The 25,059-nt window shown below is 70.7% G+C and carries 23 protein-coding genes; 11 read left to right on the top strand and 12 right to left on the bottom strand.

From position 1 onward, the window contains the following. Positions 1–380: 380 nt before the first annotated feature. Entirely contained in the window at positions 381–770 is a 390-nt protein-coding gene (locus BJQ94_RS13985) for a hypothetical protein (RefSeq protein WP_265398907.1), read from the top strand. 730 nt (positions 771–1,500) lie between these two features. Here BJQ94_RS13985 and BJQ94_RS13980 read toward each other — a convergent pair. Beyond that, positions 1,501–2,709: an MFS transporter gene (locus BJQ94_RS13980; protein ID WP_265398908.1), complete on the bottom strand. Its 1,209-nt coding sequence runs from the start codon at positions 2,707–2,709 to the stop codon at positions 1,501–1,503. A 183-nt stretch (positions 2,710–2,892) separates the two neighbouring features. On the opposite strand from BJQ94_RS13980, the gene BJQ94_RS13975 reads away from it, so the two are divergent. The 4 genes from BJQ94_RS13975 (at position 2,893) to BJQ94_RS13960 (ending at position 7,213) form a co-directional block, all read left to right on the top strand. Beyond that, entirely contained in the window at positions 2,893–3,654 is a 762-nt protein-coding gene (locus BJQ94_RS13975; protein ID WP_265398909.1) for a GntR family transcriptional regulator, read from the top strand. Between the two features lie 267 nt (positions 3,655–3,921). After that, on the top strand, positions 3,922–4,971 hold the full coding sequence (locus BJQ94_RS13970) for an asparaginase (protein WP_275875500.1): 1,050 nt from the start codon (positions 3,922–3,924) through the stop codon (positions 4,969–4,971). 730 nt (positions 4,972–5,701) lie between these two features. Next, entirely contained in the window at positions 5,702–6,046 is a 345-nt protein-coding gene (locus tag BJQ94_RS13965; protein ID WP_265399031.1) for a hypothetical protein, read from the top strand. A 363-nt stretch (positions 6,047–6,409) separates the two neighbouring features. Next, complete coding sequence (locus tag BJQ94_RS13960) at positions 6,410–7,213, top strand: nuclease-related domain-containing protein (RefSeq protein WP_265399032.1); 804 nt, start codon at positions 6,410–6,412, stop codon at positions 7,211–7,213. Positions 7,214–7,263: 50 nt separating this feature from the next. Here the strand turns inward: BJQ94_RS13960 and BJQ94_RS13955 are convergent, their stop codons facing one another. Next, positions 7,264–7,752, bottom strand: a complete 489-nt coding sequence (locus BJQ94_RS13955; protein WP_265399033.1) for a DUF2809 domain-containing protein — start codon at positions 7,750–7,752, stop codon at positions 7,264–7,266. Positions 7,753–7,903: 151 nt separating this feature from the next. On the opposite strand from BJQ94_RS13955, the gene BJQ94_RS13950 reads away from it, so the two are divergent. Continuing rightward, on the top strand, positions 7,904–9,121 hold the full coding sequence (locus BJQ94_RS13950; protein WP_345893448.1) for a siderophore-interacting protein: 1,218 nt from the start codon (positions 7,904–7,906) through the stop codon (positions 9,119–9,121). Between the two features lie 354 nt (positions 9,122–9,475). Here the strand turns inward: BJQ94_RS13950 and BJQ94_RS13945 are convergent, their stop codons facing one another. Then, positions 9,476–10,336, bottom strand: coding sequence for an LLM class flavin-dependent oxidoreductase (locus BJQ94_RS13945; RefSeq protein WP_345893447.1), 861 nt, complete (start codon positions 10,334–10,336; stop codon positions 9,476–9,478). 292 nt (positions 10,337–10,628) lie between these two features. Between BJQ94_RS13945 and BJQ94_RS13940 the strand changes: the two genes are divergently transcribed. Beyond that, positions 10,629–11,201 (top strand): dihydrofolate reductase family protein, encoded by a 573-nt coding sequence (locus BJQ94_RS13940; RefSeq protein ID WP_265397632.1) that lies wholly within the window; start codon positions 10,629–10,631, stop codon positions 11,199–11,201. Between the two features lie 316 nt (positions 11,202–11,517). On the opposite strand, the gene BJQ94_RS13935 is transcribed toward BJQ94_RS13940, so the two are convergent. Continuing rightward, entirely contained in the window at positions 11,518–13,854 is a 2,337-nt protein-coding gene (locus tag BJQ94_RS13935) for an EAL domain-containing protein (protein WP_265397631.1), read from the bottom strand. A gap of 636 nt (positions 13,855–14,490) precedes the next feature. Here BJQ94_RS13935 and BJQ94_RS13930 point away from each other — a divergent pair. Continuing rightward, the gene (locus BJQ94_RS13930; RefSeq protein ID WP_265397630.1) at positions 14,491–15,396 is read left to right on the top strand and encodes a G5 domain-containing protein; all 906 of its coding nucleotides are present in this window, start codon (positions 14,491–14,493) and stop codon (positions 15,394–15,396) included. An 87-nt stretch (positions 15,397–15,483) separates the two neighbouring features. Here BJQ94_RS13930 and BJQ94_RS13925 read toward each other — a convergent pair whose 3' ends face one another. The 4 genes from BJQ94_RS13925 to BJQ94_RS13910 all read right to left on the bottom strand — a co-directional run bounded on the left by BJQ94_RS13925 (position 15,484) and on the right by BJQ94_RS13910 (position 18,561). Continuing rightward, on the bottom strand, positions 15,484–15,843 hold the full coding sequence (locus tag BJQ94_RS13925; protein WP_275875499.1) for a hypothetical protein: 360 nt from the start codon (positions 15,841–15,843) through the stop codon (positions 15,484–15,486). A gap of 179 nt (positions 15,844–16,022) precedes the next feature. Next, positions 16,023–16,844 carry an alpha/beta hydrolase gene (locus BJQ94_RS13920; protein ID WP_265397628.1) on the bottom strand — a complete coding sequence of 274 codons (822 nt, stop codon included), beginning with the start codon at positions 16,842–16,844 and terminating at the stop codon, positions 16,023–16,025. 218 nt (positions 16,845–17,062) lie between these two features. Beyond that, entirely contained in the window at positions 17,063–17,890 is an 828-nt protein-coding gene (locus BJQ94_RS13915) for a helix-turn-helix transcriptional regulator (RefSeq protein ID WP_265397627.1), read from the bottom strand. A gap of 77 nt (positions 17,891–17,967) precedes the next feature. Continuing rightward, positions 17,968–18,561 carry a TetR/AcrR family transcriptional regulator gene (locus BJQ94_RS13910; protein WP_265397626.1) on the bottom strand — a complete coding sequence of 198 codons (594 nt, stop codon included), beginning with the start codon at positions 18,559–18,561 and terminating at the stop codon, positions 17,968–17,970. A gap of 160 nt (positions 18,562–18,721) precedes the next feature. On the opposite strand from BJQ94_RS13910, the gene BJQ94_RS13905 reads away from it, so the two are divergent. Genes BJQ94_RS13905 through BJQ94_RS13895 form a run of 3 tightly spaced genes read left to right on the top strand, consistent with a single transcriptional unit; the run spans position 18,722 to position 21,550 of the window. Continuing rightward, positions 18,722–19,666, top strand: coding sequence for an alpha/beta hydrolase (locus BJQ94_RS13905; RefSeq protein WP_265397625.1), 945 nt, complete (start codon positions 18,722–18,724; stop codon positions 19,664–19,666). A gap of 4 nt (positions 19,667–19,670) precedes the next feature. Further along, a complete protein-coding gene (locus BJQ94_RS13900) occupies positions 19,671–20,951 on the top strand; it encodes a histidine kinase (protein ID WP_265397624.1) in 1,281 nt (426 codons plus the stop codon). Next, complete coding sequence (locus BJQ94_RS13895) at positions 20,948–21,550, top strand: response regulator transcription factor (protein WP_265397623.1); 603 nt, start codon at positions 20,948–20,950, stop codon at positions 21,548–21,550. Before BJQ94_RS13900 ends, BJQ94_RS13895 begins: the two co-directional genes overlap by 4 nt. Before the next feature lie 46 nt (positions 21,551–21,596). Here the strand turns inward: BJQ94_RS13895 and BJQ94_RS13890 are convergent, their stop codons facing one another. From BJQ94_RS13890 to BJQ94_RS13875, 4 genes are all read right to left on the bottom strand, one after another. Further along, complete coding sequence (locus BJQ94_RS13890; protein ID WP_265397622.1) at positions 21,597–22,937, bottom strand: CoA transferase; 1,341 nt, start codon at positions 22,935–22,937, stop codon at positions 21,597–21,599. Between the two features lie 94 nt (positions 22,938–23,031). Next, complete coding sequence (locus tag BJQ94_RS13885; RefSeq protein WP_265397621.1) at positions 23,032–23,514, bottom strand: hypothetical protein; 483 nt, start codon at positions 23,512–23,514, stop codon at positions 23,032–23,034. A gap of 190 nt (positions 23,515–23,704) precedes the next feature. Next, positions 23,705–24,001: a CDGSH iron-sulfur domain-containing protein gene (locus BJQ94_RS13880; protein ID WP_265397620.1), complete on the bottom strand. Its 297-nt coding sequence runs from the start codon at positions 23,999–24,001 to the stop codon at positions 23,705–23,707. Then, complete coding sequence (locus BJQ94_RS13875) at positions 23,998–25,041, bottom strand: iron-containing redox enzyme family protein (RefSeq protein WP_265397619.1); 1,044 nt, start codon at positions 25,039–25,041, stop codon at positions 23,998–24,000. The genes BJQ94_RS13880 and BJQ94_RS13875 overlap by 4 nt, the downstream gene beginning before the upstream one ends. Positions 25,042–25,059: the final 18 nt, after the last annotated feature.

Genomic DNA, 25,059 nt, shown 5'->3' with positions numbered 1-25,059 from the left:
CCAATCGGAGGGGCCGTTTCGGCGCCTACTCCTCCGTCGAGCTGCCGAGCCCTCACTGATCATCGAGTTGCCGCATTCCGCCCCTTCGCGGGCGCTGAAGGGTCACTTTGCGGCAAGTGGGCGGATGTGTGTTCGCCGAGTTGCCGCATTCCGCCCCTTCCCGGGTGCTGAAGGGGCGTTTCGCGGCAAGTGGGTGGATGCATGTTCGTCCTGGTGCAGCATCCTGCTGCCCTGGCGGGCGGTGATGGAGCACCCTTGTGGCGGCGGAGAGGTCACCCCCGTACTGGGCGTCTCGGCGGAATGAGGTCGCGGCTACGTTCACTTCAGCGCAGGGCGGCACCCCTCATGCTCCTGCGAAAATCTGACCTAAGGAGAGGCACATGGCGTCATGGCTACAACTGAAGTCCTACATCGGATCCAACTATCAGATCTCCGCTGACGACGGGGACTTGCTGAAACTCCTGTTTTCTACCGGTAACGGGCGATCTCAAATGGTGCTCGTCAGCCACAGCACCACCGGTACGGGTGTCGAGTTCGCCATAATCGCTTCGCCGGTGGCAACTGTCGGAACGGTCGAGTTGAACTCCCTGCTCCGTGAAGTGTCCGAATACTCGGTCGGCGGTGTTGTGATCTACGGCGACATGCTCATGATCAGACACTCCGTGCCGCTTGCCGACCTCGATGCGGGCGACTTTGACGCGCCATTGGTGCTCGTCACCGGTGCGGCAGACGCCGTCGAAGCGAAGTTCGTCGGATCGGACGCCTTCTGATGTTCAGAACGGAGGCATCCAAGACGCGCACTGGCAACTGGCTGCTCGACGCCGCCTGCGAGAAGGGGCACACGGTGTTCAAGGACCAGTATCAACCGAGAATCGATTACAAGTGCCCGTTTTGCGGTGAGAACGTCAACTGAGTACCTGCGCCGCCAGCGCGGAGTCACGCCCAGTGCGTGACCCGTTCGGCGCGGGTGCGATCGTCCGGCGGCAGCCACCGAGGTGGCGCATCCTGCCTGCCGGCGAGTACTGAAGGGGTGCTTTGCGGCAACTCGCGGATGGCTATTCATCGAGTTGCCGCATTCTGCCCCTTCGCGGGTGCTGAATGGGCGTTTTGCGGCAAGTGGGCGGATTTGGGTTCGCCGACTTGCCGCATTCTGCCCCTTCGCGGGTGCTGAAGGGGTGTTTTGCGGCAAGTGGGTGAATGTGGGTTCGCCTAGTTGCCGCATCCTGCCCCTTGGCGAGTGCTGAAAGGGCACTTTGCGGCAAGTGGGCGGATATGTGTTCGCCGACTTGCCGCATTCTGCCCCTTCCCGGGTGCTGAAGGGGCGTTTTGCGGCAAGTCACGGAGTGGGTGCTCGCTGAGGTGGCGCATCCGGGCCCGCAGAGGCGGCGCATCCAGGCGCGGGTGCATCGGGACGGCCGCGGGTGCCGCAGCCCGACGCGGGGCGCATCCGGACGACCGCGGGTGGCGTAGCCCGACCCGGCCGAGGGGAGTGGCGGCGCGCTACAGGTGGTCGTGCTCGGCGTGCGCGCGGGGCACGATCGGCACCGCGAGCGCCGGGAACACGGCCGCGGCCACGAACGTGAGCGGGTAGCCGACCACGCCGATCAGCGCTCCCATCAGGGGTCCCACCAGGGAGGCTGCGATGAATTGGCCGGTGTTCTGCACGCCGAGCGCCTTGCCCGACCAGCCCGGCCCGGCCATCTCGGCCACCGACGTGAACGCCAACCCGTTGGGCGCCACGGTCACCGTTGTCGCGAGTACGAACACCACGGCGGCAGCGCCCCAGTGTGCGGCATCCACCGCGGCCAGCACGAGCAGCACGCTCGCCACGCTCACGGCCACCCAGCGCAGCGGCCGTACCCGGCTGCCCACCCGGTCGCTCACCACACCGATCACGATGCGCCCGATCGCACCGACGAACTGCGCGGCGCCCACGAGCACGCCGGCGGCGAGGGCATCCCAACCCTGCTCGCTCACCAGCCAGACCAGGCCGAACGTGGAGATGGTGAACTGCGGCACCACCAGCAGCACCGACGACGCGTGGATGCGCCAGAGAAAACCGCTGGACCGGTACGGGTTGTGCGCCGGCAGGCCCGGGGCCCCGGCGCGCGCGGCGACCCGCGGCGGGTTCGCCAGGCCGATCGCACACGCCACGGCCAGCACCGCCGTGAGCGCGAACGGCACGAGCAACGCCGCGCCCACCCCGGCATCCGCGGCGATGACCGGGATGGTGACGGCGGCGACGGTCACGCCGAGCGGCTGCGACATCTGGCGGATGCCCATGGCGAGTCCGCGCTTGTGCTTGGGGAACCAGCCCACCACGATGCGGCCGCTGGCCGAGTTGGTGCTCGCCGACGCCATGCCGCCGAGCAGCAGGAACAGGCCGAGCATGACGTAGCCCTCGGCCAGGATCGCCCCGCCGGCCGCGAGCGCGGTGAGCAGCAGCCCGCCGGCGATCACCCATTTCTCGCCGATATGGTCGGCCAGAGCGCCCCAGAGGATGAGGGTGAGCACCATGCCGAAGGTGGGGATTGCGGAGAGCAGCCCAGCCTGGGCCAGTGACAGGCCGCGCTCGGTGTGCAGCAGGGGGATGAGGAAGGCCGGGGCGCTCACGAAGACGGTGCCCGCAGTCTGTGCGGCCACGCCGAGTCCGAGCACGACCCAGGCGCGGGCGCTGACGGTCGGTGTCTCGGCGGTGGCAATGGCCATGGTGTTCTCCTCGGTGTTACTGCTAATCTTCTGGTACACCACCTTGGTATACCAAATCGGATGTCGCGGGTGGCTCGGGCGCGAACCTTGCGCGAACCGTGAGAAAAGCCCCAACATCACGCGATTTTCGGGGCTCAGCTCACGGGTCGCGGGATGAACGGGTAAGCCCGCCGGGAAGGACCGATGATCACGAACGTTGCTGCCTCGCAGACCGTGCAGCTCTACGACCGACTGCGGGCCGCCATCCTGTCGCTCGAACTCGCGCCGGGAGAGCGCCTCACCGAACGCGGCCTCGAGGCCAGCTTCGACGCGTCCCGCACCCCGGTGCGCGCCGCGCTCGGCCGCCTCGACGCCGAGGGCCTCGTGCAGCGCGATGGTCGCGGTTGGATCGTCTCGCCCATCGACCTCGCCGAGATCGGTGCACTCGCCGAGCTGCGCGAGGCTGTGGAGGGGGCGGCCGTGCGGCTGGCCGTGCAACGCGCCACGGATGCCGAGATCGCGGCCGTCGCCGCGCTGCTCGACACCGCCCGGCCTGGCGGCGCACCGGGCGCGGAGGCATCCCGCGACGGCGATGCCGTCGGCGCCGACGCAGAGCAGGGGGTCCGGGCCGGCGGCGACTTCCACGAGCAACTCACCCGGCTCGCGGGCAACCCCGTCATGGCCGACACGGTGCGCGGCGCGATGACCCGCCTGGCTCGCACCCGCTGGCTCGAGGTGCGCACCCCCGCCGCCCGCGACCAGGCCTGGCAGGAGCACCGCGCGGTGCTCGACGCGCTCGAGGCCCGCGACGCCGACACCGCCGCCCGGCTGCTGACCGCTCACATCCGCGGCACCAACGAGCGCCTGCTTCTGGCGCTCGCCGCCGACACCCGGCGCCTGCGTGGCCACGGCCTGGCCATCGTGCCGGATGCCCCGACCCAGCTCCCGCTCCTGCCCCGCCCCTAACCGTCCCCAACCGTCCCCAACCGCCCTCATGCGACCGCAACTGTGCCCCGTCCGGACAATTGCACCCGGCGTACCGGGTGCAATTGTCCGGAGGAGCAACAGTTAGCCGCCGTCCCGCCGTCCCGCAGTCCCGCCCGCACCCAGCCGCCCTCATGCGACCGCAACTGTGCCCCGTCCGGAACAGTTAGCCGCAGTTCTGTAGTCCCGCACCCCGCCCGAAACCCCGCCCCCGCCCGCACCCCACCCCGACACCACCGAGGAGCCCCGATGACCCCGCCAGACACCCACACCCCCACCTCTCCCGCCGACCAGGCTCAGCCCCGCGTGGCCGTGCTGCTCACCGGCGGCACCATCGGCAGCGGCGGCCATGACGCCCAGGACCGCCTCGACTACGTCGACCTCGCCAAGGTGCTCACCGACGAGGAGGCCCTGCCGCTCTACACATTCCCCGACGACATCACGGTGTACACCCGCCGGTTCTCCCGCATCCGCAGCAACGACGCATCCGTCGAATTCTGGCTGCGCCTGCGCCAGGCGATCCTCGACACCATCGCCGACGACCCCGCCGTCGCCGGCATCGTCGTCGCCCACGGCACCGCCACCCTCGAGGAGACCGCCTACTTTCTGCACCTCACCGTGCCCACTGAGGTTCCCATCGTCATCGTCGGCGCTCAGCGCCCACCCACCGCGATGGGGTCGGATGCCCAGCTCAACCTCGCCAACGCCGTGCGGGTCGCCGCCTCACCCGCCTCGGTCGGGCACGGGGTGCTCGTGGCCATGGACGACGAGATCCTCTCCGCCCGCGACGTCATGAAGACCGACAACCACCGGCTGAGCACCTTCAAGGCCCGCGACCATGGCCGGCTCGGCGATATCGACCCCTACGGCCAGGTGTGGTTCTACCGCAAGCTGCTGCGCCTGCACACGACGGCGAGCCGGTTCTCCACCGAGCTGCCCGACTACGCCACCCCGCTGCCCCGGGTGGACATCGTCACCATGTACTCCGGCTCCGACGAGCTCGCCCTCACGGCCGCCCTCGCCAACGGCGCCCGCGGTGTGGTCGTGGCATCCTTGCCGCCGAGCATGAACCCCACGGCAGTGGATGCGACGATCGACGCGGCCATCGCGGCCGGGGTCACCATCGTGCAGTCCAGCCGCGCCATCAGCGGCCGGGTCGTGCAGCGGCACGGTTTCGACGACCGCGGCGTGATCGCCAGCGACACCCTCTCGCCCCAGGCCGCGCGTCTCCTGCTGATGCTCTGCCTGGCCGCCGGGCTCTCCCGCGCCGAGATCATCGCCGCCTTCGCGGCCTACTGAGCCGCCGGATCCGCCGCATCCGTCCCGCTCATCCCGCTCAGTCGCCTCGCTCAGTCGCCTCCGCCGGCCCCGCTGCGCCCGGGCCGCGACTGGTGCCGATGCGGACAATTGCACCCGGTGTGCCGGGACCACTTGTCCGCACGGGGACCAGTTGGGCGCGGCGAGGACGGCGCGGCGCTGCGAGCTGAGCCGGTGCATCCGGTCGGGCCACAACTGGTGCCGATGCGGACAATTGCACCCGGTGTGCCGGGACCACTTGTCCGCACGGGGACCAGTTTGGCGCGGCGAGGACGGCGCGGCGCTGCGAGCTGAGCCGGTGCATCCGGACGGGTCGCAACTGTTGCCGAAGCGGACTTCTGCGCCACGAGCACGCCACCCGCATCAGAGGCTCGGTCGGTTGCGCGGGTCAAGCGCCGCTGCGCGGGTGGCGTGCCACCCGCGCAACGGGCGCGACACCGGATGCGCGGGTTAGACGCCGTTTCGCGGGCTGCGTGCCACCCGCGCAACGGCGCCTTGCCCGCGCAACGACCCGTGCTCACCCGCTCACCCGCTCACCCGCACACGCCCGCCCGCTGGGCCCGGTGCTCGCGGCACGCCCGATGGTGGGACCCGAACCCACACGTCCCCGCCTACTGTCCAGCGGCCCGGCCCTGCGCTCGGCCGGATAGGGTGCTGCTGGGGGCACAACCGGGGGAGGCATCCTGTGCGGGGATTCAACTAGCGGAACGCGATGGCGCTTTGCGCTGTCGGTGGTCTCGTCGTCCTGGGCGCGCTCCTCGTCGCCTGGGCACTTGCCCCGTTCCTGCCCACCCTGCGCAACGACCTGGGCTACCTGTGCATGACGGACCTCGCCTACACCCCGGTGTCCCCGGTGCCGTTGGAGGGGCCGAACGCCGTCGGGCAGATCAGCTGGTTTCCGCTGGGCATCCGCTGTCTGTATTGGGCCGGCGACAGGATGCCGTGGGTGCCCAACCAGATCGAGTGGCTGTCCACCTACGTCGCGGCAAGCGGCCTCATCCTCATGGTCGCTAGCCCGGCGGTGCTCCTCTGGCGCTACCTCAAGGAGACCGCCTGACCCGCCCGGTCAGCGCAGCCCGTACCGAGCCCCAACTGGTCCCGAAACGGACATTTGCGCCCGGTGTGCCGGGACCAATTGTCCGCACGGGCAACAGTTGTGCGTTCCGGCGCGGGATTGCCGCGCCTCGCCGGGGCCCGTGCGCCATCCGCTGTGCGACGTGCCTCGTTATGGGGGTGCCGCCGGGGTCCCCGTGCTCGCTAACCTCAGACCACCGAACGCGGTAAGGCGCCCCACCCACACTGCTTTCCGGATGGTCTGCACGCCCCGAAGCGGCGCACATCCGTGAGGTGGTCCCGGCCTGCAGCCCGTCCACGCGGTCTTCCGGGCGCAGCCGCGTCTGGGCGCGCCCGAAGGAGCAATGTGACCCTGCACCCACCCGCCATGCGCAATCGCATCGCCGCGCAGCTGGTCATCGAGCACCTCCTCTCCCGCCAGACGGCCGTGCCGCCGCGCACCCGGGTGGCCCGCCTGTTCGGCAAGTCCCCGCTCTGCCCGGAGAGCGTGAGCTGGTACCTCGGCGCGCAGGGCGAGATCACGGTGGGCAAGCTGCTCGCCACCCTGCCGGCCGACTGGACCGCCTTCCACGCCGTTCCGATCGGCAAGAACGACACCGACATCGACCACATCCTGGTGGGCCCCGGCGGCATCTTCACCATCAACACCAAGCACCACTGCGGCAAGCACATCTGGGTGGGCCAGCGCACCGTCACGGTCTCCGGCCACAAGAAGGCCTACCTGCCCGCCGCCGAACACGAGGCCGAACGGGTCACCACCGTGTTGCGCGAGCGGATGCCGCTGCTCGCGCCCGTGCAACCGGTGATCGCTCTCGTCGACCCCAAGCAGATCACCTTCCGTGACAAGCCCGTGCAGGTGAAGGTGCTCGATGCCCGCGGCCTGCTGCGTTGGTTGGAGCGGTTGCAGCCCGTGCTCAGCGACGACGAGATCGCCGAGGCGGTGGTGATTCTCGACAGCCCGGCCACCTGGCGCCAGCACCCCAGCCCGGCATCGCCCGACGTCATGAGCCGCTTCGCCGTGCTCGACGGCCAGGTGCGCAGGGCGCGCATCCGCCGGCTGCTCTGGTCGGTTGCCGGGGTGCTCGGCCTCGGCGGCGGAGCGGTGGGCGCGGCCCTGCTGATCGAGCAGGCGTTGCTCGGCGCCGTCTAAAGCGGAACAGCGCTGGTCGGCGCAGCCCGCTCAGCCGAGCTCGGCCCGGCTCAGTCCAGCCGCCGCCAGGTGCTCACCAGGGCGGCGCCGACGGTCCCCACAAGGTAGGCCACGAGGTCGATCGCGGAGAAGGTGGTGCCGAACAGCAACCGCGCCGGTGGGAAGACCTCGGCCAGGCCGGCCGGCGCCCCGGTGAGCTGGAACAACTCGATGCCCACGCAGAGCGCGAACGCGAACACCGCGACCCGCCAACTGCGGGCGCGCACGAACACGAACGACAGCACGAGGAACGCCAGCACCGCGTAAAGAGCGTCGGCCACGAAATCGCCGGCCGGCCCGCTGATCGCAAAGTGCACGACCAGACCGGTGACCACGATCAGGCCCGCGGCGGCGGCGAGCGCCGTGCGGCGATGCACCGCCGGGATGTCGGCCGGGCCCTCGGCGGTGAATCCGAGAAGATCGCGCGAGCGGTGCGCATCCGCCGGGGCCGACTCTGGCCGCGGGGAGCCCGTCGCGGGCACCCGGTTGTTGCGCTTCATAGCCAAACCGTACCGCGTGACACCGTGTCCGCGTCACGGTCGATGCAGACGAATAGGCATCGAGCGGATGCCCTGGCCGCCATCCACATTCTTCGGCAACTCCCAGCCCGGGTGCGGCCCTGCGCAGCCGGGCACCCGGAAGGATGGAAGCATGTCCGTCCCAGACCTCACCCCCGCCGCGACTGCTGCCGCCGCGACTGCTGCCGCCGCGACTGCTGCCGCCGCGACTGCTGCCGCCGCGACTGCTGCCGCCGCGACTGCTGCCGCCGCGACTGCTGCCGCCGCGACTGCTGCCGCCGCGACTGCTGCCGCCGCGACTGCTGCCGCCGCGACTGCTGCCGCCGCGACTGCTGCCGCCGCGACTGCTGCCGCCGCGACCGCTCCCGCCTTGGCTGCTTCCGCCGCGACTGCTCCTCCTGCTGGGGCTGATCCCGAAAAGACCACTTCGGCGCCGGCCGCATCCGCCCAGGCCGCTGCCGCCGCCGCGGGCGCCCCCACCCCAGCGAGCGCCCCGGCCCGCCCAGCCCGGCGGGCCCCGGTGCAGCACGTGTTCACCGTGCAGCGCACCGAGCGGCTCACCCCGCACCTGGTGCGCGTTCACCTGGGCGGCGCGGGCTATGCCTCGTTCCTGGCCGGCGCCGACCCGGACCGGCTTGCCGCGGCCGACAGCTACGTCAAGATCCTCTTCGCCCGGGCCGACCTGGGCCTCACCCCGCCCTACGACCTCGACCGGCTCCGTGGCACACTGCCGCCGGAGGACTTGCCCGTGCGCCGCACCTACACGGTGCGGTCCGTGGACCCGGCCAGCGAGAGCATCGCCATCGACTTCGTCGTGCACGGCGACGAGGGCATCGCCGGGCCCTGGGCCGCCGCCGCCCAACCCGGCGACCTGCTCGCCCTGTCCGGCCCCGGCGGCCTGTACACGCCGACTACCGACCCGGGCACCGTGCACCTCCTGCTCGGCGACGATTCCGCCCTGCCGGCCATCGCCGCGGTGCTCGAGGCGCTGCCGGCCACCGCCCGCGGCCTCGCCCTCCTGGAGGTGCATGGCGAAGCCGACGAGCTGCCGCTGACCTCGCCCGCCGGAGTGGAGCTGCGCTGGCTGCACCGCGCCGGCCCCGGGGATCCGGCCGAGCCCGGCATCCGTCTCGCCGCTGCGGTGCAGGCACTACCGCGGCCTACCGACCCTGTCGCCGTCTTCGCGCACGGTGAACGCGGCGCCATGCAGGCGATCCGGGCGGTGCTGCAGGACGAGTGGGGGATCGACCGGCGCGCCCTGTCCCTGTCCGCCTACTGGGCGCGGGGCCGCGCCGAAGACCGGTTCCAGAGCGAGAAACGCGAACCGGTCGGGGCCATCTTCGCCGACTGAGCCGTCCCCGGTGCCGCGCAACTGTTCCCCGTCCGGACAATTGTTGCCGGCGCACCGGGTGCAATTGTCCGGTTCGGCAACAGTTGCAGCCCTGACCGCGCCGGCCGCGCCGGATGCCCTCGCCGGATGCGCTCACCGAGCCGGATGCGCGGCCTCGGGCGCTACTCGCTCGTCCCGTCCCGGCCGCACCGCAACTGTTCCCCGTCCCGTCCCGGCCGCACCGCAACTGTTCCCCGTCCCGTCCCGTCCCGGCCGCACCGCAACTGTTCCCCGTGCGGACAAATGGTGCCGGCGCACCGGGCGCAATTGTCCGATTCGGGAACAGTTGCCGCGCTCAGCCGCGCTCAGCCGCGCTCAGCCGCGCTCCGCGGCCACGAGCGCACGGGTCTCCGGCAGCACCGTGTCGCCGATCCGCGCGAGCACGCCCGGGTCGTCCACCGACACGATGAACGTGTCCATCCCGTACTCCAACGCAAGCTCCGCCAGTTGCTCCGGCTCGGCATCCGCCGACCCCACGTTGAGCAGCCGGCGGATGCTCGACGGCTCGCGCCCCGCCGCATCAGCGGCGGCGTCGATGCGGGCGTTGCCCTCGCCGAGTTGTGCCGTGCCGTCGAGCCGCCCGAGCGAGGGCAGCCAGCCGTCGGCCGCGCAGCCGACGAGGTCGAGCATCCGCGGCCCGTACGCGCCCAGCCAGAGCGGGATCGGATGCGCCGGCGCCGGCCCGCGGGTGGCACCGTCCAGGCGGTAGAACTGGCCGTCCCGAAAGATGCCGCCGCGGGTGTCGGTGTCCCAGATCTCCCGGATGACCCCGATCGCCTCGCTCAAAGCCAACACCGCCTCGGCCGGGGTGCGCCGGTCGGCGCCCATCGCCACGATCGCGTCCCAGAACCCGCCAGTGCCCAGGCCCAACGCCATCCGCCCGTTGGTGAGCCGGTCCAGCGACGCGGCCGACCGGGCCAGCACCGCCGGCGGCCGCAACGGCAGATTGTGCACGTTGCCGGCCAGCTGCACCCGCTCGGTGCAGGCGCCCACCCACGACAACAGGGTCCAGGTGTCGAGAAACGCCGGCTGATACGGATGGTCCTGGAACGTGACCAGGTCGAACCCGGCCCGCTCGCTGGCCACCGCCATCGCCACCGTGCCCGGCGGGTCCGCGGCCAACGGAGTGATGAAGGTGCCGAACGACAGCGCAATGCCGTAGTCGCCCGCGGTCATCGCGCGCCCTCGCGCGAACGGTTCAGCAGCGTCGGCACCGGCCCACCTTCCTTGTGCACGGGCACCCTAGCGCGGGGTTACGGAGGCTGACAAGCACCCGGCCGCACACCCCGGCCGCCCGGCAGCAGGCCGGCCGCATCGGCATCGCCGCGCCCTGGCAGCCAGCCGCGGAGGGCTCGCCAGCAGGCCCGGGGCAACCCGGCCCGCCAGCCGGGGGAGCGCTCGCCGACCGGCCCGGGCGAGCCCCGCCCGACCCCTCGCCGTCGTCGGCGGCGGCTGCTACCGTGCTGGTATGACCCCCACGCCCGACCCGGCCGGCGGCGCTGCCGCGATGATCGGCTGCGTCTTCGTGGGCACCAGCCTCGACGGTTTCATCGCCCGCGAGAACGGCGACTTCGACTGGCTCACCGCCGCGGGCGACGCGCTGGGTGAGACCGGCTACGACGAGTTCTTCGCCAGCATCGATGCCATGGTCGTGGGCCGCGCCACCTTCGACACCGTCAGCGCGTTCCCCGAGTGGCCCTACGCCGGCAAACGGGTGCTCGTGCTCAGCCGCACCCTGCTGCGCAGCATCGACGCCGCGGCCGAACCCAACACCACCGTGCACGCCACCCTCGCCGAGGTGATCGACACCCTCGCCGCGGAGCGCCGCCGCCGCGTGTACGTGGACGGCGGCCGCACCATCCAGAGCTTCCTGCGCGCCGGGCTGATCCGGGAGATCACCATCACCCGGGCGCCGGTGCTACTTGGCAGCGGCATCCCGTTGTTCGGCCCGCTCGGCGCGGATGTGCACCTGCGGCACGTGGGCACCCGCGAGCTGGGCGCCGGCTTCACCCAGTCCAGCTACGAGGTGCTGTCGAGCTAACCGGATGCGCGCGGTCGCGCCGGTCTCGACGGTGGGGTCCTGTCACGCGCGCGCGTCGCGGGGTCTCGACAAGCTCGACCAGCGGACTGGACGCGCCGGTCTCGACGGTGGGGTCGCGTCACGCGCGCGCGTCGCGGGGTCTCGACACGCTCGACCAACGGACTGGACGCGCCGGCCTCGACAGTGGGGTCGTGTCACGCGCGCACGTCGCGGGGTCTCGACAAGCTCGACCAACGGCGGGGTCGCGACCGTACCGCTGGTCGAGCTTGTCGAGACCCGGTGACCCGTCCTCGCGAGCCGGCCGGCCGGCCGCGCGTCAGCGGATCTCGGCCCGCTCCGCCCGCCCGAGCCACTCCAACAGCTGGTCCACCGGCAGGGCCGCACAGTACAGGTGCCCCTGCGCCGCATCGGTGCCCATCTCCGCGAGCAGCTCCTGCTGATCGGGCCGCTCCACGCCCTCGGCGACGGTGCTGATGCCCAGCTTCCCGCTCATCTGCACGATCGCTTCCACCACGCTGCGGTCCACCGGGTTGCCCAGCGCCCCGGCCACGAAGCTCGCGTCGAGTTTCACCACCGTGATCGGCAGCATCCGCAGTGTCGACAGCGACGCGTACCCGGTGCCGAAGTCGTCGATGGCGATGAGGATGCCGTGATCGGCGAGGGTCTTCAGCCGCTCCACCGCGGCCACCGACTCCAGCACCACCGTCTCGGTGAGCTCGAGCACCAGCCGGGCGGCGGGCAGACCGCTGTCGGCCAGGCACCACAGCACCGAGTCCACGAAGTGGTCGCTCTCCAGCTCCCGAGCCGAGATGTTCACGTGCACCGTCATCGGCACGCCCGGCCGGGCGTCCGGCCAGGTCGCCGCATCCGCGCACGCCCGGCGCAGTACGAACGCGCCAACGCCGAGGATCGAGCCGGAGCTCTCGGCCAGCGACACGAACTCCTCCGGCAGCAGAAGTCCCCGCTCCGGGTGCAGCCAGCGCACGAGCGCCTCGGCGCCGGTGCAGTGCAGATCCGTCAGCGACACGATCGGCTGGTAGTGCACCACGAGCTCGCCGCCACCGGCGGCCCGGCCCAGCTGCCGTTCGAACGACACCAGTGACGAGTCGGTCTGCAGCAGCCCCACGGTGAACACCTTCACCTGGCCCTTGCCGTTGGCCTTCGCCGCGTACATCGCCACGTCGGCCTGGTGCACCAGCTCGTCCAGGTCGATGCCGGGGGTCGCCGAGGCGACGCCCACGCTGGCGCCCACCCGCACGGGTCGCCCGTTCACGATGATCGGCGCGGCCAGCGAGCCCACCATCCGGTGCGCGATGGCCGCGGCCGTCTCATCCGTGCTGCCCTGCAGCACCACCGCGAACTCGTCGCCGCCGAGCCGGGCGACCACATCGTTCGGACGCGTGCAGTGCCGCAGCCGTTCGGCCACCTCGGTGAGCACGGCGTCGCCGGCCCGGTGGCCGAGGTGGTCGTTCACGTCTTTGAAGTCGTCGAGGTCGAGGAACAGAACGTGCAGCCCACCCGTTTCGTCGCTCTGACCCAGCAGTTCGGCGGCGAGCTTGGCGGTGAACGAGGGCCGGTTGTCGAGCCCGGTGAGCGCGTCGTGCTTGGCCTGCGCCATCAGCTGGCGGTGCGCGTCGCTGTTGCGCAACGCCAGGTTCACCTGGTTCACCAGGCTGCGCACCGACAGGATGGTGCCCTCCGGGATGCGTTTCGGCGCGCCCACCAGCAGCCAGGCGTCGTCCTTCTCCTCGGTCAGCGGGATGCACTCCCACTCCAGGGGCGCGCCGACGGCGTCGTTGAGCGGGCCGACGTTCGCGATCTGGGCATTCTCCAGCGGTCCGGCGCAGTCCACGACCGCTCCGGGCATCGTCTCGGGCAGGGCGCTGAACTGCCCGGTGCGCGCGCCGATGCGCAGCACCTGGCCGTCGCGGGCGGCCTTGAGCACTCGCAGCCCCGGTGTGGTTGAGCCGAGCTCGTTCGCGGTGGTCCAGGCCAGGCCACGGATGCGCTCCGGGTCGGTGAGGCCGAGCAGCTTCGCGCCGGTCTGGGTGAGCGCCTTGTCGCGTTCGATCGCCCAGTCGTGCGCCTGCAGTCCCTCACGCAGCTGCCCGGACACCACCACGGTGAGCAGCATGATCGACACCACGCCGGCCTGCCGCAGCAGGTCGGGCATCGTCGTGTGGTCGGGCATCAGCGGCCAGAGCACCGTGACGGCCACCAGCGCCGCCGTGTAGAGAGCGCCGCGGGCGACGGATCGCCACGGCGAACCGTAGAGGGTGCGTAGCCAGGCGGACGCGAAGATCAGTGGGGTGACCGCCGCCGGCGACGGCCCGGCCAGCGCGAACGCGGTGATCGCCACGGCATCGAGCACCTCCAGGCCGAACGGCACCTGTTGGCGCAGGAAGCCGTAGATCCAGGAACCCCAGAGGAACAGGGTGGCGCCGCCCGCCAGCAGCGCCGCGGACGGGTAGACGCTGGCCAGGGGGAACACCCCGGGCAGGCTGAACAGCAGGGAAAGCAGCCCCAGCCAGGTGAACAACCAACGGGTGCCCTGCAGGATGCCGGCCGGCCGGCGCAGCAGCGTCGGCAGGACCTCACGCAGCCGGATCCGTACGGGTTTCCCGGGCGTGGACCATTCCCCGACTGCGACCATCTGTTGCGTTCCTTCACCGTGTGTTCGCGGCGCCGGGTGACGGCGTCGACACGTAGCTAGAACTTACCAGTGAGCCAACCTCACCCTTGGCATCATCACGAGACCGCCTCTAGCGAGCCTTCCGCGGCGGCCCGGCCTGCGTGTCGCACCCGTCTCGCTGGTCGAGCTTGTCGAGACCCAGTGACCCGGCCTACGTGTCGCGCCCGTCTCGCTCGTCGAGCGTGTCGAGACCCGGTGACCCGGCTTGCGCGTCGCGCCCGTCTCGCTCGTCGAGCGTGTCGAGACCCGGTGACCGGGCCTGCGTGTCGCGCCCCCCTCGCTGGTCGAGCTTGTCGAGACCCGGTGACCGGGCCTGCGTGTCGCGCCACACGGCGAATGGACGAACTAGCGAGGTCTCGACAAGCTCGACCAACTTATGGTGACGAGGGCGGCCCGGCCCTGGAGGGAGACCGACGACGCTGCCCCAGTGGTTGAGCTCCGCCGAACCGAAGATCCGGCCGTTATGGCCCCCCAAAGCGGGCTGACCTGGCGATCCACCGGGCTGCTAGCTTGTGGTGCTGCGCCCGCGGCCCGTTAGAGGACACTGATGACCCACATTCCGGCCTTCCATCCCATTCGCACGCAGTCAGTGCTCCGATGAGCCTCCCGCAGCCACCCGTGGGCGGTCCGTTTGCCCGGTTCCGCGGGCCGGCCGGTCGGATTCCCACCCGCACCCGGTGGATGATCGCAGGCGTCATCGTTCTGGGGATCGTCGTGACCTCGGTGATGGGTATCTTCTGGGCGCTCGTGTCGCTCCTTGGACTGTTGGGGCTGATCTTCGGTATCGTCGCCGTCGTCAAGGGTGCTGCACCGCTTGCGCGGCTGCGCTCCCGCAAGGCAGGCGTGCTGGCGATCATCCTCAGCCTGGTGCTCCTCTTGTTCGGGTCCGGTGCGAACGCAGCGGTGCAGCAGTCAGGCTCGAACCTGGCCAGTCTTACCGCCCAGTCCAGCACCGGCACGACCGCGACTCCGCAGGCCTCGCCCAGCGCAACCCCGAGGGCCACGACAAAGCCCACCGCGAAGCCAAAGTCCACACCGACGCCCACCCCGGTTGCCACCGAGGCCGAGGTTCAGGAGGCGAGCGTGCTTCCCTACGCCGCCGTCACCGTCGATGACGCCGGCATCGACGTCGGCACATCCGCGGTCACCGTCAGCGGTGGCAACGGCGAGAAGGTGACAACCTATCTTGTGAAGTACATCGACGGCGTGGAAGTCTCCCGGTCGGTGGCCCGCGAAGAAACCACCGTGCAGCCCGTCGACGAGGTCACGTCGGTCGGCACCCGGGTGCCCGCGCCTGTCGCGGCTCCAGCACCCGAGCCCGCACCGGTCAGCGACGGTTGCGACCCGAACTATGCCGACGCCTGTGTGCCAATCGCATCCGACGTGGACTGCGCCGGTGGCAGCGGCGACGGCCCGGGATACGTCGACGGTCCGGTGCGCATCGTCGGCAACGACATCTACGATCTCGATCGTGACGGCGATGGCATCGCCTGCGACAGCTAATCCGCAGCTCCACTGAGCTGGCTCGGCCAAGCGACCACGATCGCTTGGTCAGTCCCGCCGCCCGCGTGACCGGCCCGGGTCGAGGAGTCAGCTGGCGGAGCTGAGGCGCGCGGCCAGCATCCGTCTCGCCCCGTAGCCAGCCGACGCTGGCAGCCCGGCGAGCAGGAGGTACTGCAGCCAGAGGGGAGCGATCACCGACGGGTCGACGAGCCGCAGACAGCAGCCCAGGAACATGACGATCAGGCCGATCGTGAGCACCGGAATCCGGGGCCGAACGGTCGTCTCGGGTTCCACAGACACACCCTCAGCAGACACACCCTCAGCAGACACACCCAAAGCGACGATTTCCTCCGCGCGCGCCCGTTCATGAATCCCGCCGCCGATGAACCCCAGCAGCAGAGCGGTCGCCACGATCCCGAACACCGACAATGCCATGTCTAAGCTCACCTGCGACTCCGTTCGTGCACCGGATCTATTACTCGCGCAGCCTATCGCTGAGCCGGTCGCCCTCCGTGCCAGCACCCGGATGCGCCCGGCTCGCCTGCGCACACACGAACTGCCCGGGGCGTCTGAGCGACACCCCGGGCAGTGGACGACGACGCAAAAACGTCGCCGGCAGACCGCAGTTACTGGGCGATGAAGGCGAGCATGTCCTGGTCGAACTCGGCCTGGTAGTCGCCATAGACGCCGTGCGGGGCGCCCGGGTAGACCTTGAGGGTGCCGTGCTTCACCAGCTCGGCGGACTTCAGGGCCGCCGCGCCGATCGGCACGATCTGGTCGTCGTCGCCGTGCGCGATGAAGATCGGCACGTCGAGGGCCTTGAGGTCCTCGGTGAAGTCGGTTTCCGAGAACGCCTTGATGCAGTCGTAGGCCGCGGCGAGGTTCACCAGCATGCCCTGGCGCCAGAAGTCGTCCTTCGCGCCCTTCGACACCGCCGAGCCCTCCCGGTTAGCGCCGAAGAACGCCTCGGTGAGCTCCTGGTAGAACTGCGAGGCATCCTTGAGCACCCCGGCGCGGATGCCGTCGAAGACCTCGATGGGTAGGCCGTCGGGGTTGCTGTCGGTCTTCACCATCAGCGGCGGAACGGCGCCGGCGGTGATGACCTTCACGACCCGGCCCTTGCCGTGCTGGGCGGCGTACCGCACCACCTCGCCACCGCCGGTGGAGTGGCCGACCACGACGAGGTCGGTAAGGTCGAGCGACTCGACCAGCTCGGCGAGGTCCTTGGCATAGGTGTCCATGTCGTTGCCGGTGTAGGTCTTCGCCGACCGGCCGTGGCCGCGGCGGTCGTGGGCGATGGCGCGGTAGCCGGCATCCGCCAGCAGCTTGAGCTCAACCTGCCAGGCGTCCGACGACAGCGGCCAACCGTGGCTGAGCAGCACGGGCTGGCCGGTGCCCTGCTCGGTGTAGTAGATCTCGGTTCCGTCTGAGGTGGTGAAATACGGCATGTTCTCTCCTTGTAGGGGGGATTCGATTGGGTCTTCAGGGGCAGGATGGTCTGATTTGGCCAGGGAAGCGAGGGCGCCCCCGTGGGGTCGGCGGCGGCGGCCGGGTTGCGATCCTGCCCATTACGCCCCCTCCCCAGCGGCCCCCCCGGCTCGGGGAGGAATTAGGTTTACGGTACGGGCGGGGCCCGGCGCCGTGCGTGTCCCTGTTAGTACCACCGTCAGGCTGACTGGCCGCCCGGCGCGTCCAGGGACGCGGCCAGGCTCGAGAACACCATGGCCGTGAGGCTCTGCGGGGGTGCGGCGAGCACGGTGAGCAGGTACCCGGGCATGCTGCGCACCGCGAAGTTCTGCACCTCGATCTCGATGGTGCCCACGTTCTCCACCACCATCCGGATGTGCGCGTCCTCCGGCCCCGACACGTCGTACCGTGCCCACATCCGCACGAAGTCGGGGTCAGCCGAGAGCTGTTCGACGAGTTCGGCCAGCCGCGGCGAGAACGGGTCGGCGTCGCGCCGGAGGCCGGCCACGGAGGAGCGGGTCATCGCCTCCCACTCCACCAGGGTGCTCTTCATCCGGTCGTTGAACAGGTCGACCACGACGTTCGACCCGGCCGACAGCCCGCCATGGCCGAACACCGTGGCAAGCGGGTTCGCCGCGACGATGTCGCGGTTGCTGTCGGAGATGTACGCGGGCGTGTGTGTCCAGTGGCCGAGCACTCGGGCGATCCGGTCGGCCGACTCGCCGACGGCATCGAACGGGCTGGGCAACTCGCCACTGGCGACCCGGAGCAGATACTGGCGGGAGTCGGCGTCGAGTCCGAGCGCCCGTGCGAGCGCGTTGAGCACCTGGTCGGAGGGCCGGCCGCCGCGGCCCTTCTCCAGACGCAGGTAGTACTCAGCACTGATGCCGGCGAGTCTCGCGACCTCGTCGCGGCGCAGGCCCGGCACCCGCCGGCCGGGATCGCGGAAGATGCCGGCATCCTCGGGTTGGCACACGTTGCGGCGTGCCCGCAGAAACTCACCGAGGACGATCAGACCCGCCGACATACGCTCTCCTACCGATTAGATAGGTCCACCGTACTTTGTAGAGCGGCCCCTCCACATCCTCGGATGCGCACAAGTTTTTAGGCGATTTGCAACAAACGCTGCGTGGATGCGGCAGCCTGACCGCCGATGCGTCGCAGGTCCTCGGGCGCGCGGCCCATTCGCGAGAGCTGGATCAGCGCCTGGGACAGCGCCACGACATGGGCCGCCGAGGCCGTGATCATGGCGGGGTCCGCGGCGGGCGGAGTCACCCGAACCAGCGCGCCGGCCACGGCGGCTTCCATCGCGTCGACGGTTCCCGCGCTGATGCGAGTGATGTCGGCGTCGGTGCCAAGCTCCGAGATGGTGTTGAGCATGAGGCAGCCGCGCCGGTCGGGATGCGCGAGGCAATCGTCCACGATCGCGTCGAAGTAGGCGTTCACAGTGCGCTCGATGCCGTCGCGCTCCTCGGTGAAGGCCCCGACGACGACCGCGACGCGCGTGGCGCAGTAGCGGCGGTAGGCGGCGAGGAAGAGCGCCCATTTGCTGCCATAGGCCTGATAGAGGCTGCCGTTGGTGACACCGGTCTCGGCGGAGAGGTGCGTCAGCGACGCCCCTTTGTACCCGTGCACCCAGAACAGTTCGACGGCGGCGTCGAGAAGGGTGTCTTCATCGAAGGTACGGGGGCGGGACATTCTCATACGCTACTCCAGCGCGGGCTCGTCGCACCCATTCGTGACACCTGTCACGGCCGGCGATGACACCCGGGCACTTCCGGCCGCCACCCTCGTTTGATTGGCTGGTCTTACACCGCCGGAGCGACCCCTACCGCCCCGCCAATCGAGACGAGACCCCATGAAGAAGCCCCTCCGAATCACCCTGGTCACCCTCGGGGTCCTGGTCGCGATTCCGGTGCTCCTCGTCGCCACGACCGCCGTGGTCAACGTCGTCGCCACGGCCGCCGAGGCCTCCTCGATCACCGACTACGGGCAACGGGTGCCCGTGGACGGCAAGGAGATGAACGTCGTGCTCAGCGGCGACGGCGACCAGACCATCGTGCTCCTGCCGGGGCTTGGCACGGCCGCACCCGGGCTCGACTTCCAGCCCCTCATCGACGAACTCGACGACAGCTACCGGGTGGTAGCCGTTGAACCGTTCGGCACCGGCCTGAGCGACCCCACCGACACCGAGCGCACCGCCGCGAACATCACCCGGGAGGTGCACGAGGCGTTGCAGCACCTGGGCGTGGATCGGTACGTGCTGATGGGCCACTCCATCGCCGGCATCTACGCCCTCACCTACAGTGCCGCGTATGCGGACGAACTCGTCGCGTTCGTGGGCATCGACAGCAGCGTGCCCGATCAGCCCGGCGCGGACGAGCCGATCCCGGCCGACCTGATCGCGGCCCTGAGCACCCTCGGCATCACCCGGGCCCTGACCGCCCTGGCACCCGACCCGTATGCGGGCCTGCCCTTTGACGAGCACACCGTGAGCCAGATGAAGCTGCTCAGCAGCAAGAACGCGGCGGCTCCCACACTGGTCAACGAGATGGCGAACACCGCCGCCAACTTCGCCGCGGTCAGCGGCGCCACGTTCCCCGCCCAGCTGCCGGTGCTGCTCTTCGTGCGGGCGAACGACACCGACGTGGACGGCTGGGTGGCCCTGCACGAGCAGCAGGCCGCAAGCGTCGACACCGGCCAGGTGATCACGCTCACGGGCGACCACTACCTGCACCACACCCTCTCGCCCGAGATCGCGGCGGGCACCACGGATTTCCTCGCGGCGCTGTCGTTACGCTGAGACCATGACGCACACTGAGCAGGCCGCGCCCGGCGGGGCCGCCGACCTGCGGATGATGCGCCGCTCCACCGTGCTGACGCTGGGGTTGGTGGTGCTCGTCGGCGGCTTCGTACAACTGCTGCTGGGCATCACCCTGCCCCTGACCCCACGGATGATTCTGCTCGCGCTCCTCACACTGGGCGCGGTGGCCGCCGCGCTCGCCGCGATCCCGCTGCTGTTGCGGGGGTCGGGGGAGGCCGCGCCCACGCATCCGTTGGTGCTCGCCCTGCTCGTGCAGGCTGGCGCGGTGTGGCTGCTGGCCGTGCTCACCCCGTTCGCCGGGTGGGGCTGGGCGTTCCTGTTCGCCCTGGCCGGCGGGGTGCTCAGCTGCCTGGTGCGCGGCTGGTGGAAAGGCGTGGTGGTGCTCGGCACCAACGCGGCCGTCATCGGCGGCGGCCTAATCGGCCTCCTCACCTCACCGGCGGCCATCGTCGCCCCGGTCGGAGCCGATGACACGGCCGACCTGATCGTGCTCGGAACCCTCGCGCTGTACACGGTCATGCCGCTGAGCGCGGTCTGGGCGTTGCAGGTGGTCTTGCGACTCGAGCACGCCCGCCAGACCGCCGCCGAGCTCGCCGTGGCGAAGGAACGGCTGCGGTTCGCCACCGACCTGCACGACATCCAGGGCCACAACCTGCAGGTGATCGCGCTGAAGACCGAACTGGCCGAGCGGCTGCTCACCGCCCGGCCCGAGCAGGCCGCCCGCGAGATCGCCGACATCCGCAAGATCGCGCAGGCGGCCCTCGACGACACCCGGGCGGTGGTGAACGACTACCGCACGGTGACCGTGGCCGTGGAAGTGCGGAACGCGGCGGCGGTGCTGCGCTCGGCAGGCATCCGCTGCGAGGCGCACATCGAGACCCCGGGCATGCCCACCGCGGTCGGCGCCGTGTTCGCGGTCGCCATTCGGGAGGCCGCCACCAATGTGCTGCGGCACAGCACGGCCACCCACGCCACGATCGAGCTCCTGCTCGTCGACGCCGCCGAGTACCGGCTGACCGTGAGCAACAACGCCGCCGGTGCGGTGCGCCGCGGCGGCACCGGGCTGTCCGGTCTGGCCCAGCGGGTCGCGGCGCAGCACGGCACGATCGAGACCACCCGCACCGACGACACGTTCACGCTGGTGGTGCGGATGCCCGCGCCCGGCGCCGCGACCGAAACGGCGGATGCGTCCACCCGAACCGCCGCAGCTCCCGCGGACGCGCGCACGTCGACACCGCTGACACGGCAGGCGGCCGGCCAATGATCCGGGTGGTGATCGCCGATGACGAGGAGCTCATCCGCGGGGCCCTCGTGGCGTTGCTCTCCCTCGAACCCGACCTCGAGGTCGTCGCGGATGTCGCCGACGGCGAGGAGGCGGTGGCCGCGGCGATCGCGCACCGCCCGGCGATCATGCTGCTCGACCTGGAGATGCCCCGGCTCGACGGCATCGACGCCGCCCAGCGGCTATTGCACCTCGTGGACACGCAGGTGATCATCGTCACCCGGCATGCCCGGCCGGGCACGCTCAAACGGGCGCTCGCGACCCGGGTGCGCGGCTTCGTGCCCAAGTCCACGCCCGCGTCGGAGTTGGCCACGATCATCCGTTCGGTCGCCGCCGGCGAGCGGTACATCGACGCGCGTTTGGCCACCGCGGCGCTCACCGAAGAGGAGAGCCCGCTCACCGCCCGGGAGGTGGACGTGCTCAGGCTGGCCAGGGAGGGACTGCCCACCCGGCACATCGCGAAACAGCTCGGCCTCGCGCACGGCACCGTGCGCAACCACATCTCCTTCGCGATGGCGAAGCTCGCCGCCGAGTCCCGCACCGAGGCCGCGGCCACCGCGTGGGAGCGTGGCTGGATCTAGGCAGTCCCACGCGGGTAGCCGGGCCGGGGAGGTGCCGGTGCGCCGCCTACAGCCACCGGGCTTGGTCATGGCCGAGAGCGTGCGCCGGGCTCGCCGACAGGTCGATCCCGGTGATGCGCACGGGGGAGCGAAGACGAGTCGCCGCACCCCAACTCGTCGCTTCCAGGCCGGGCGCATAATCCGTGGGGTCGATAGGCGTGAATGGTTCGTGGTTGCCTTCCCCGCGGTGCGCCAGCAGAAGCTGCGCGGTGCGGGCGAGCGAGAGCCGGGCGGTGATGCCCGGGGCGTTGTCCCGTCGACTCGCCAGTGCGGTGAGGGCGGCCGCTGCGGCGAGGTACCCGGTGGCGTGGTCGAGCGCCTGCACGGGCAGAGGCACGGGCACGGTTGCGCCGCCGTCGACCATTCCGGCCTGGGCGATGCCGGTACTCATCTGCACGAGGCTGTCGAAGCCCCGGTCGGCGCGGCGGGGACCGCTCCAGCCGTATGCGTCCAGGGCCACGTCGATCAGACCCGGGCGGATGCGCTGTCGCTCGTGTGCTCCGAAGCCCAAGCCGTCGAGGGCTCCGGGCCGATACCCGTGCACGAGCACGTCTGCGGTCGCCAGCAGGTCGCTGAACACCGTGCGGTCTCGGTCGAGGGTCAGGTCGAGGCGGGTGGTGCGCTTGCCGAGCGTCACCTCGGGCACGACGCCCTCGTCCCAATCCGGCGGGTCGATGCGCAGCACATCCGCACCCAGCTGGGCGAGGAGCCGGGTTGCGACGGGTCCGGCCAGCACGCGGGTGAGATCCAACACCCGCACTCCCGCGAGCGGTCGGCTGGGCGCGCCAGGTCGTGGCTCCGGCTGCACCACGAGGTTCTCCCAGGCGATGAGGGGTTCCGCGGCGACGGCGCGCCCCTGCGGGCTGTCGCACCATTCCTCGGGTGAGCGCATCGCGGCTGCGCAGCCGCCGGCGGCCACGACCGCGCGCTCGAGGTCGTCGCCGGTCCAGGCGGCTACAGCTGCCGCTACCTCGTCACGCTCGTTGGCGGTGCCGAGCACCCGGAGCGCGGCGGCCCGGTGATGCGGTGCGTTGGTGTGCAACCGCAGCCATCCGTCGCGGGTGACGTAGTCTCCCGCGATCGCGTCCCACACCGTCGGCAGGTCCCACCCAATCGGATGAATGGACCAGCCGAACCAGGCTGAGGCGAGCCGACGGTCCACGGTCACCGCGCCCGCGCCGGCGAACCGTGCCGCCGCGAGCCCGGCCGCAGCCACCGCTGCCGAGGCGAACTCGGTGGTGGGGAACGCCGACGGCAGCCCACCTTCGGTCAGAACAGTCAGATCATCCCGCCCGACGCCGGGAAGGGCGACCAGCATGCCGTCGAGTAATTCTTCGTCAAGTGACATGACCCCACACTCGCGTCGAGGATGACGATCGTCAAGATCCACGACCAGAACCTCCGTCGCACTGTGAGCAAGGTCGACGTACTGTCGTCTGCGGTCACGCCCGCGTGAACGTCATCCGCCAGTTCGTCTCCCAGGTCGACCCGTCGTCGTTCGAGAACGCCTGCTGCCAGGTCGGATGCGCACCGGTGGCGTCCCAGATGAACCGCACCCGGATGGGAACACCATCCAGCACATCGCTCGCCACGAAGGTGCCGATGCCGGCTCGGAAGGAACCCCGCACCGGTGTGTCGAGCTGGGTCGGGTTGCGGCCGTCCAGCCACCAGATCGACCACACGTCATCCGCGGCGGAGTAGGAGCGCAGCGCCGCCGCGTGAAAGTCACCCGACGGATGCTGGAGCAGGTTGTCCTCGAGGTTGCCGTAGCCGCCCAGGATCGTGCGCGTGGAGGAGAGCCCGTCGAACGCCGTCCAGGTGTTCGCGCCGGCGAAGATCCCGTCCAAGCGTTCGTGCTGAACCGTCCAGTCGCCGATGATGAAGTCGAAGTCGGTCGGGGCGGAGTGCGGATCGGTCGAGGACATGGGTTTCCTTCTCGGGAACAATGACGGGGCACCGCCCACCCGGGGCTGCGGCAGGCGCGCACTGCGGTAACGACAACGGTCCCAGCAATCGAGACGCGTGCCGAGGGCCACTTGTACGCCCGCAAGCAGGTCCACTTCCGGCCGGGCAACCGACCCCGAACCCCGTGCACGCGGTCGCCGACCCGGCTGCCTACGAGCCCAGCGGCGGCTGCGGCTCCGGCGGTTCCTGCTCGGTCGTGAACCCGATGGCCTTGTGGCTGCCGTCGCAGAACGGTTTCAGGGTGGAGACCCCGCAGCGGCAGAGCGCCACGGTCCTCCGGCGCGGCGGGATGACCTCGCCCGTGGGGGTGAGGATCTCGAACGGACCGCGCACCAGCAGCGGACCGTTCGGGTACGCGGTGATGCTCACCGGCTCGTCTGCGGTCCCCGCGGGCTGGTCTTCCCACTGGTCGTCCCACCGGGTGGCGGGCTGGTCGGGCCCGGTCATGCCGGCACGCTCACGGTCTCCGCCGTGCGCAACGCCGAGGTGCCGGCGGTCCAGGCGTCGATCTGCTGGGCGCCGGCCAGGCCGTCCACGTAAAGCCCGGCCGCGGCGCCGAAGAACACGTCCTCGAGCAGCGTGGGTTCGTCGGTGGCCAGCGACCCGGCCAGGTCGCGGGCGGCGATCTGCTCGTGCACCGCATCCGCTTCAACGTGCTCGTCGAAGTAGAAGGTGACGTCCTTGTCATAGCCCAGGCGCCTGAACCCGTTGCCGTAGAACCGGTTGGGCAGCGACGACGTCATCTCGAACGCGGCGAGGTGCCCGGCGATGGCGCCGCGCAGCCGGCGATGGGTGCCGAACATGGTCATCATGTTGCTCGACGCCAGCGTGATCGCCGGCACCATGTCCACATAGTGGCCGTTCGTGGCGTCCAGGCCCACACCGCGCATCGTGCGCGCGAACAGCTCGGCGTGCATGCGGTCGAACCGGCCGCCGCCGTACTCATCGGCCTGAATCTCCACCAGCGCGGCCTTGGCGTGCCGGCGCAGGCGCGGGATGGCCCAGGTGTGCGGGTCGGCCTCCTTGAGCTGGTAGATCGAGCGCAGGATGAGAAACTCCCGCGCCTGCTCGTCGGTGGCCTTCTTGGCCAGGTAGCGCGACACACTCGGCCCGCTGTCGGCGCCGGTCAGCTCAAACAGGGCCGCCGCCACACTCTCCACACCCGGCGCGGGCAGCTCGGGCACGGATGCGCGCTCCCGCAGCGCCCGCTCAAACGGCGCTTCGATCGCCGCGCACAGTGCGAGCACCTCCGGGTGCCACTCCCAGTCGTCGTCCACACCCTGTAGGCCGCTGTAGCGCAGCTCGTAGGCGGTGAACAAAGCGGTCTGCAGGTCGTCGTCCTGCACCACATCACTGGTGTCGCGCAGCGCGGCGGCGGTGCGCTCGCGCAGGGTTGCGGCGAGGTCGGTGGGGGTGTCGGTGGGGGAGGTGTCGAGGAGCTCGAGCAGGGCACTGCTGACCGGGCCTCGGGAACTGGGGATGCGCATCTGCGTGACCTCGCTAGT

It is taken from the genome of Cryobacterium sp. SO2 (assembly GCF_026151165.2).
Taxonomy (GTDB): Bacteria; Actinomycetota; Actinomycetes; order Actinomycetales; family Microbacteriaceae; genus Cryobacterium.
This window is presented reverse-complemented; position numbering and strand designations above follow the sequence as displayed.

What these genes read in the sequence shown, in the direction of transcription:
- BJQ94_RS13985 (WP_265398907.1), top strand. Translation starts at nt 381, where the DNA reads ATGGCGTCATGGCTACAACTGAAGTCCTACATCGGATCCAACTATCAG.
- BJQ94_RS13980 (WP_265398908.1), bottom strand. Translation starts at nt 2,709, where the DNA reads ATGGCCATTGCCACCGCCGAGACACCGACCGTCAGCGCCCGCGCCTGG.
- BJQ94_RS13975 (WP_265398909.1), top strand. Translation starts at nt 2,893, where the DNA reads ATGATCACGAACGTTGCTGCCTCGCAGACCGTGCAGCTCTACGACCGA.
- BJQ94_RS13970 (WP_275875500.1), top strand. Translation starts at nt 3,922, where the DNA reads ATGACCCCGCCAGACACCCACACCCCCACCTCTCCCGCCGACCAGGCT.
- BJQ94_RS13965 (WP_265399031.1), top strand. Translation starts at nt 5,702, where the DNA reads ATGGCGCTTTGCGCTGTCGGTGGTCTCGTCGTCCTGGGCGCGCTCCTC.
- BJQ94_RS13955 (WP_265399033.1), bottom strand. Translation starts at nt 7,752, where the DNA reads ATGAAGCGCAACAACCGGGTGCCCGCGACGGGCTCCCCGCGGCCAGAG.
- BJQ94_RS13950 (WP_345893448.1), top strand. Translation starts at nt 7,904, where the DNA reads ATGTCCGTCCCAGACCTCACCCCCGCCGCGACTGCTGCCGCCGCGACT.
- BJQ94_RS13945 (WP_345893447.1), bottom strand. Translation starts at nt 10,336, where the DNA reads ATGACCGCGGGCGACTACGGCATTGCGCTGTCGTTCGGCACCTTCATC.
- BJQ94_RS13940 (WP_265397632.1), top strand. Translation starts at nt 10,629, where the DNA reads ATGACCCCCACGCCCGACCCGGCCGGCGGCGCTGCCGCGATGATCGGC.
- BJQ94_RS13935 (WP_265397631.1), bottom strand. Translation starts at nt 13,854, where the DNA reads ATGGTCGCAGTCGGGGAATGGTCCACGCCCGGGAAACCCGTACGGATC.
- BJQ94_RS13930 (WP_265397630.1), top strand. Translation starts at nt 14,491, where the DNA reads ATGAGCCTCCCGCAGCCACCCGTGGGCGGTCCGTTTGCCCGGTTCCGC.
- BJQ94_RS13920 (WP_265397628.1), bottom strand. Translation starts at nt 16,844, where the DNA reads ATGCCGTATTTCACCACCTCAGACGGAACCGAGATCTACTACACCGAG.
- BJQ94_RS13915 (WP_265397627.1), bottom strand. Translation starts at nt 17,890, where the DNA reads ATGTCGGCGGGTCTGATCGTCCTCGGTGAGTTTCTGCGGGCACGCCGC.
- BJQ94_RS13910 (WP_265397626.1), bottom strand. Translation starts at nt 18,561, where the DNA reads ATGTCCCGCCCCCGTACCTTCGATGAAGACACCCTTCTCGACGCCGCC.
- BJQ94_RS13905 (WP_265397625.1), top strand. Translation starts at nt 18,722, where the DNA reads ATGAAGAAGCCCCTCCGAATCACCCTGGTCACCCTCGGGGTCCTGGTC.
- BJQ94_RS13900 (WP_265397624.1), top strand. Translation starts at nt 19,671, where the DNA reads ATGACGCACACTGAGCAGGCCGCGCCCGGCGGGGCCGCCGACCTGCGG.
- BJQ94_RS13895 (WP_265397623.1), top strand. Translation starts at nt 20,948, where the DNA reads ATGATCCGGGTGGTGATCGCCGATGACGAGGAGCTCATCCGCGGGGCC.
- BJQ94_RS13890 (WP_265397622.1), bottom strand. Translation starts at nt 22,937, where the DNA reads ATGTCACTTGACGAAGAATTACTCGACGGCATGCTGGTCGCCCTTCCC.
- BJQ94_RS13885 (WP_265397621.1), bottom strand. Translation starts at nt 23,514, where the DNA reads ATGTCCTCGACCGATCCGCACTCCGCCCCGACCGACTTCGACTTCATC.
- BJQ94_RS13880 (WP_265397620.1), bottom strand. Translation starts at nt 24,001, where the DNA reads ATGACCGGGCCCGACCAGCCCGCCACCCGGTGGGACGACCAGTGGGAA.
- BJQ94_RS13875 (WP_265397619.1), bottom strand. Translation starts at nt 25,041, where the DNA reads ATGCGCATCCCCAGTTCCCGAGGCCCGGTCAGCAGTGCCCTGCTCGAG.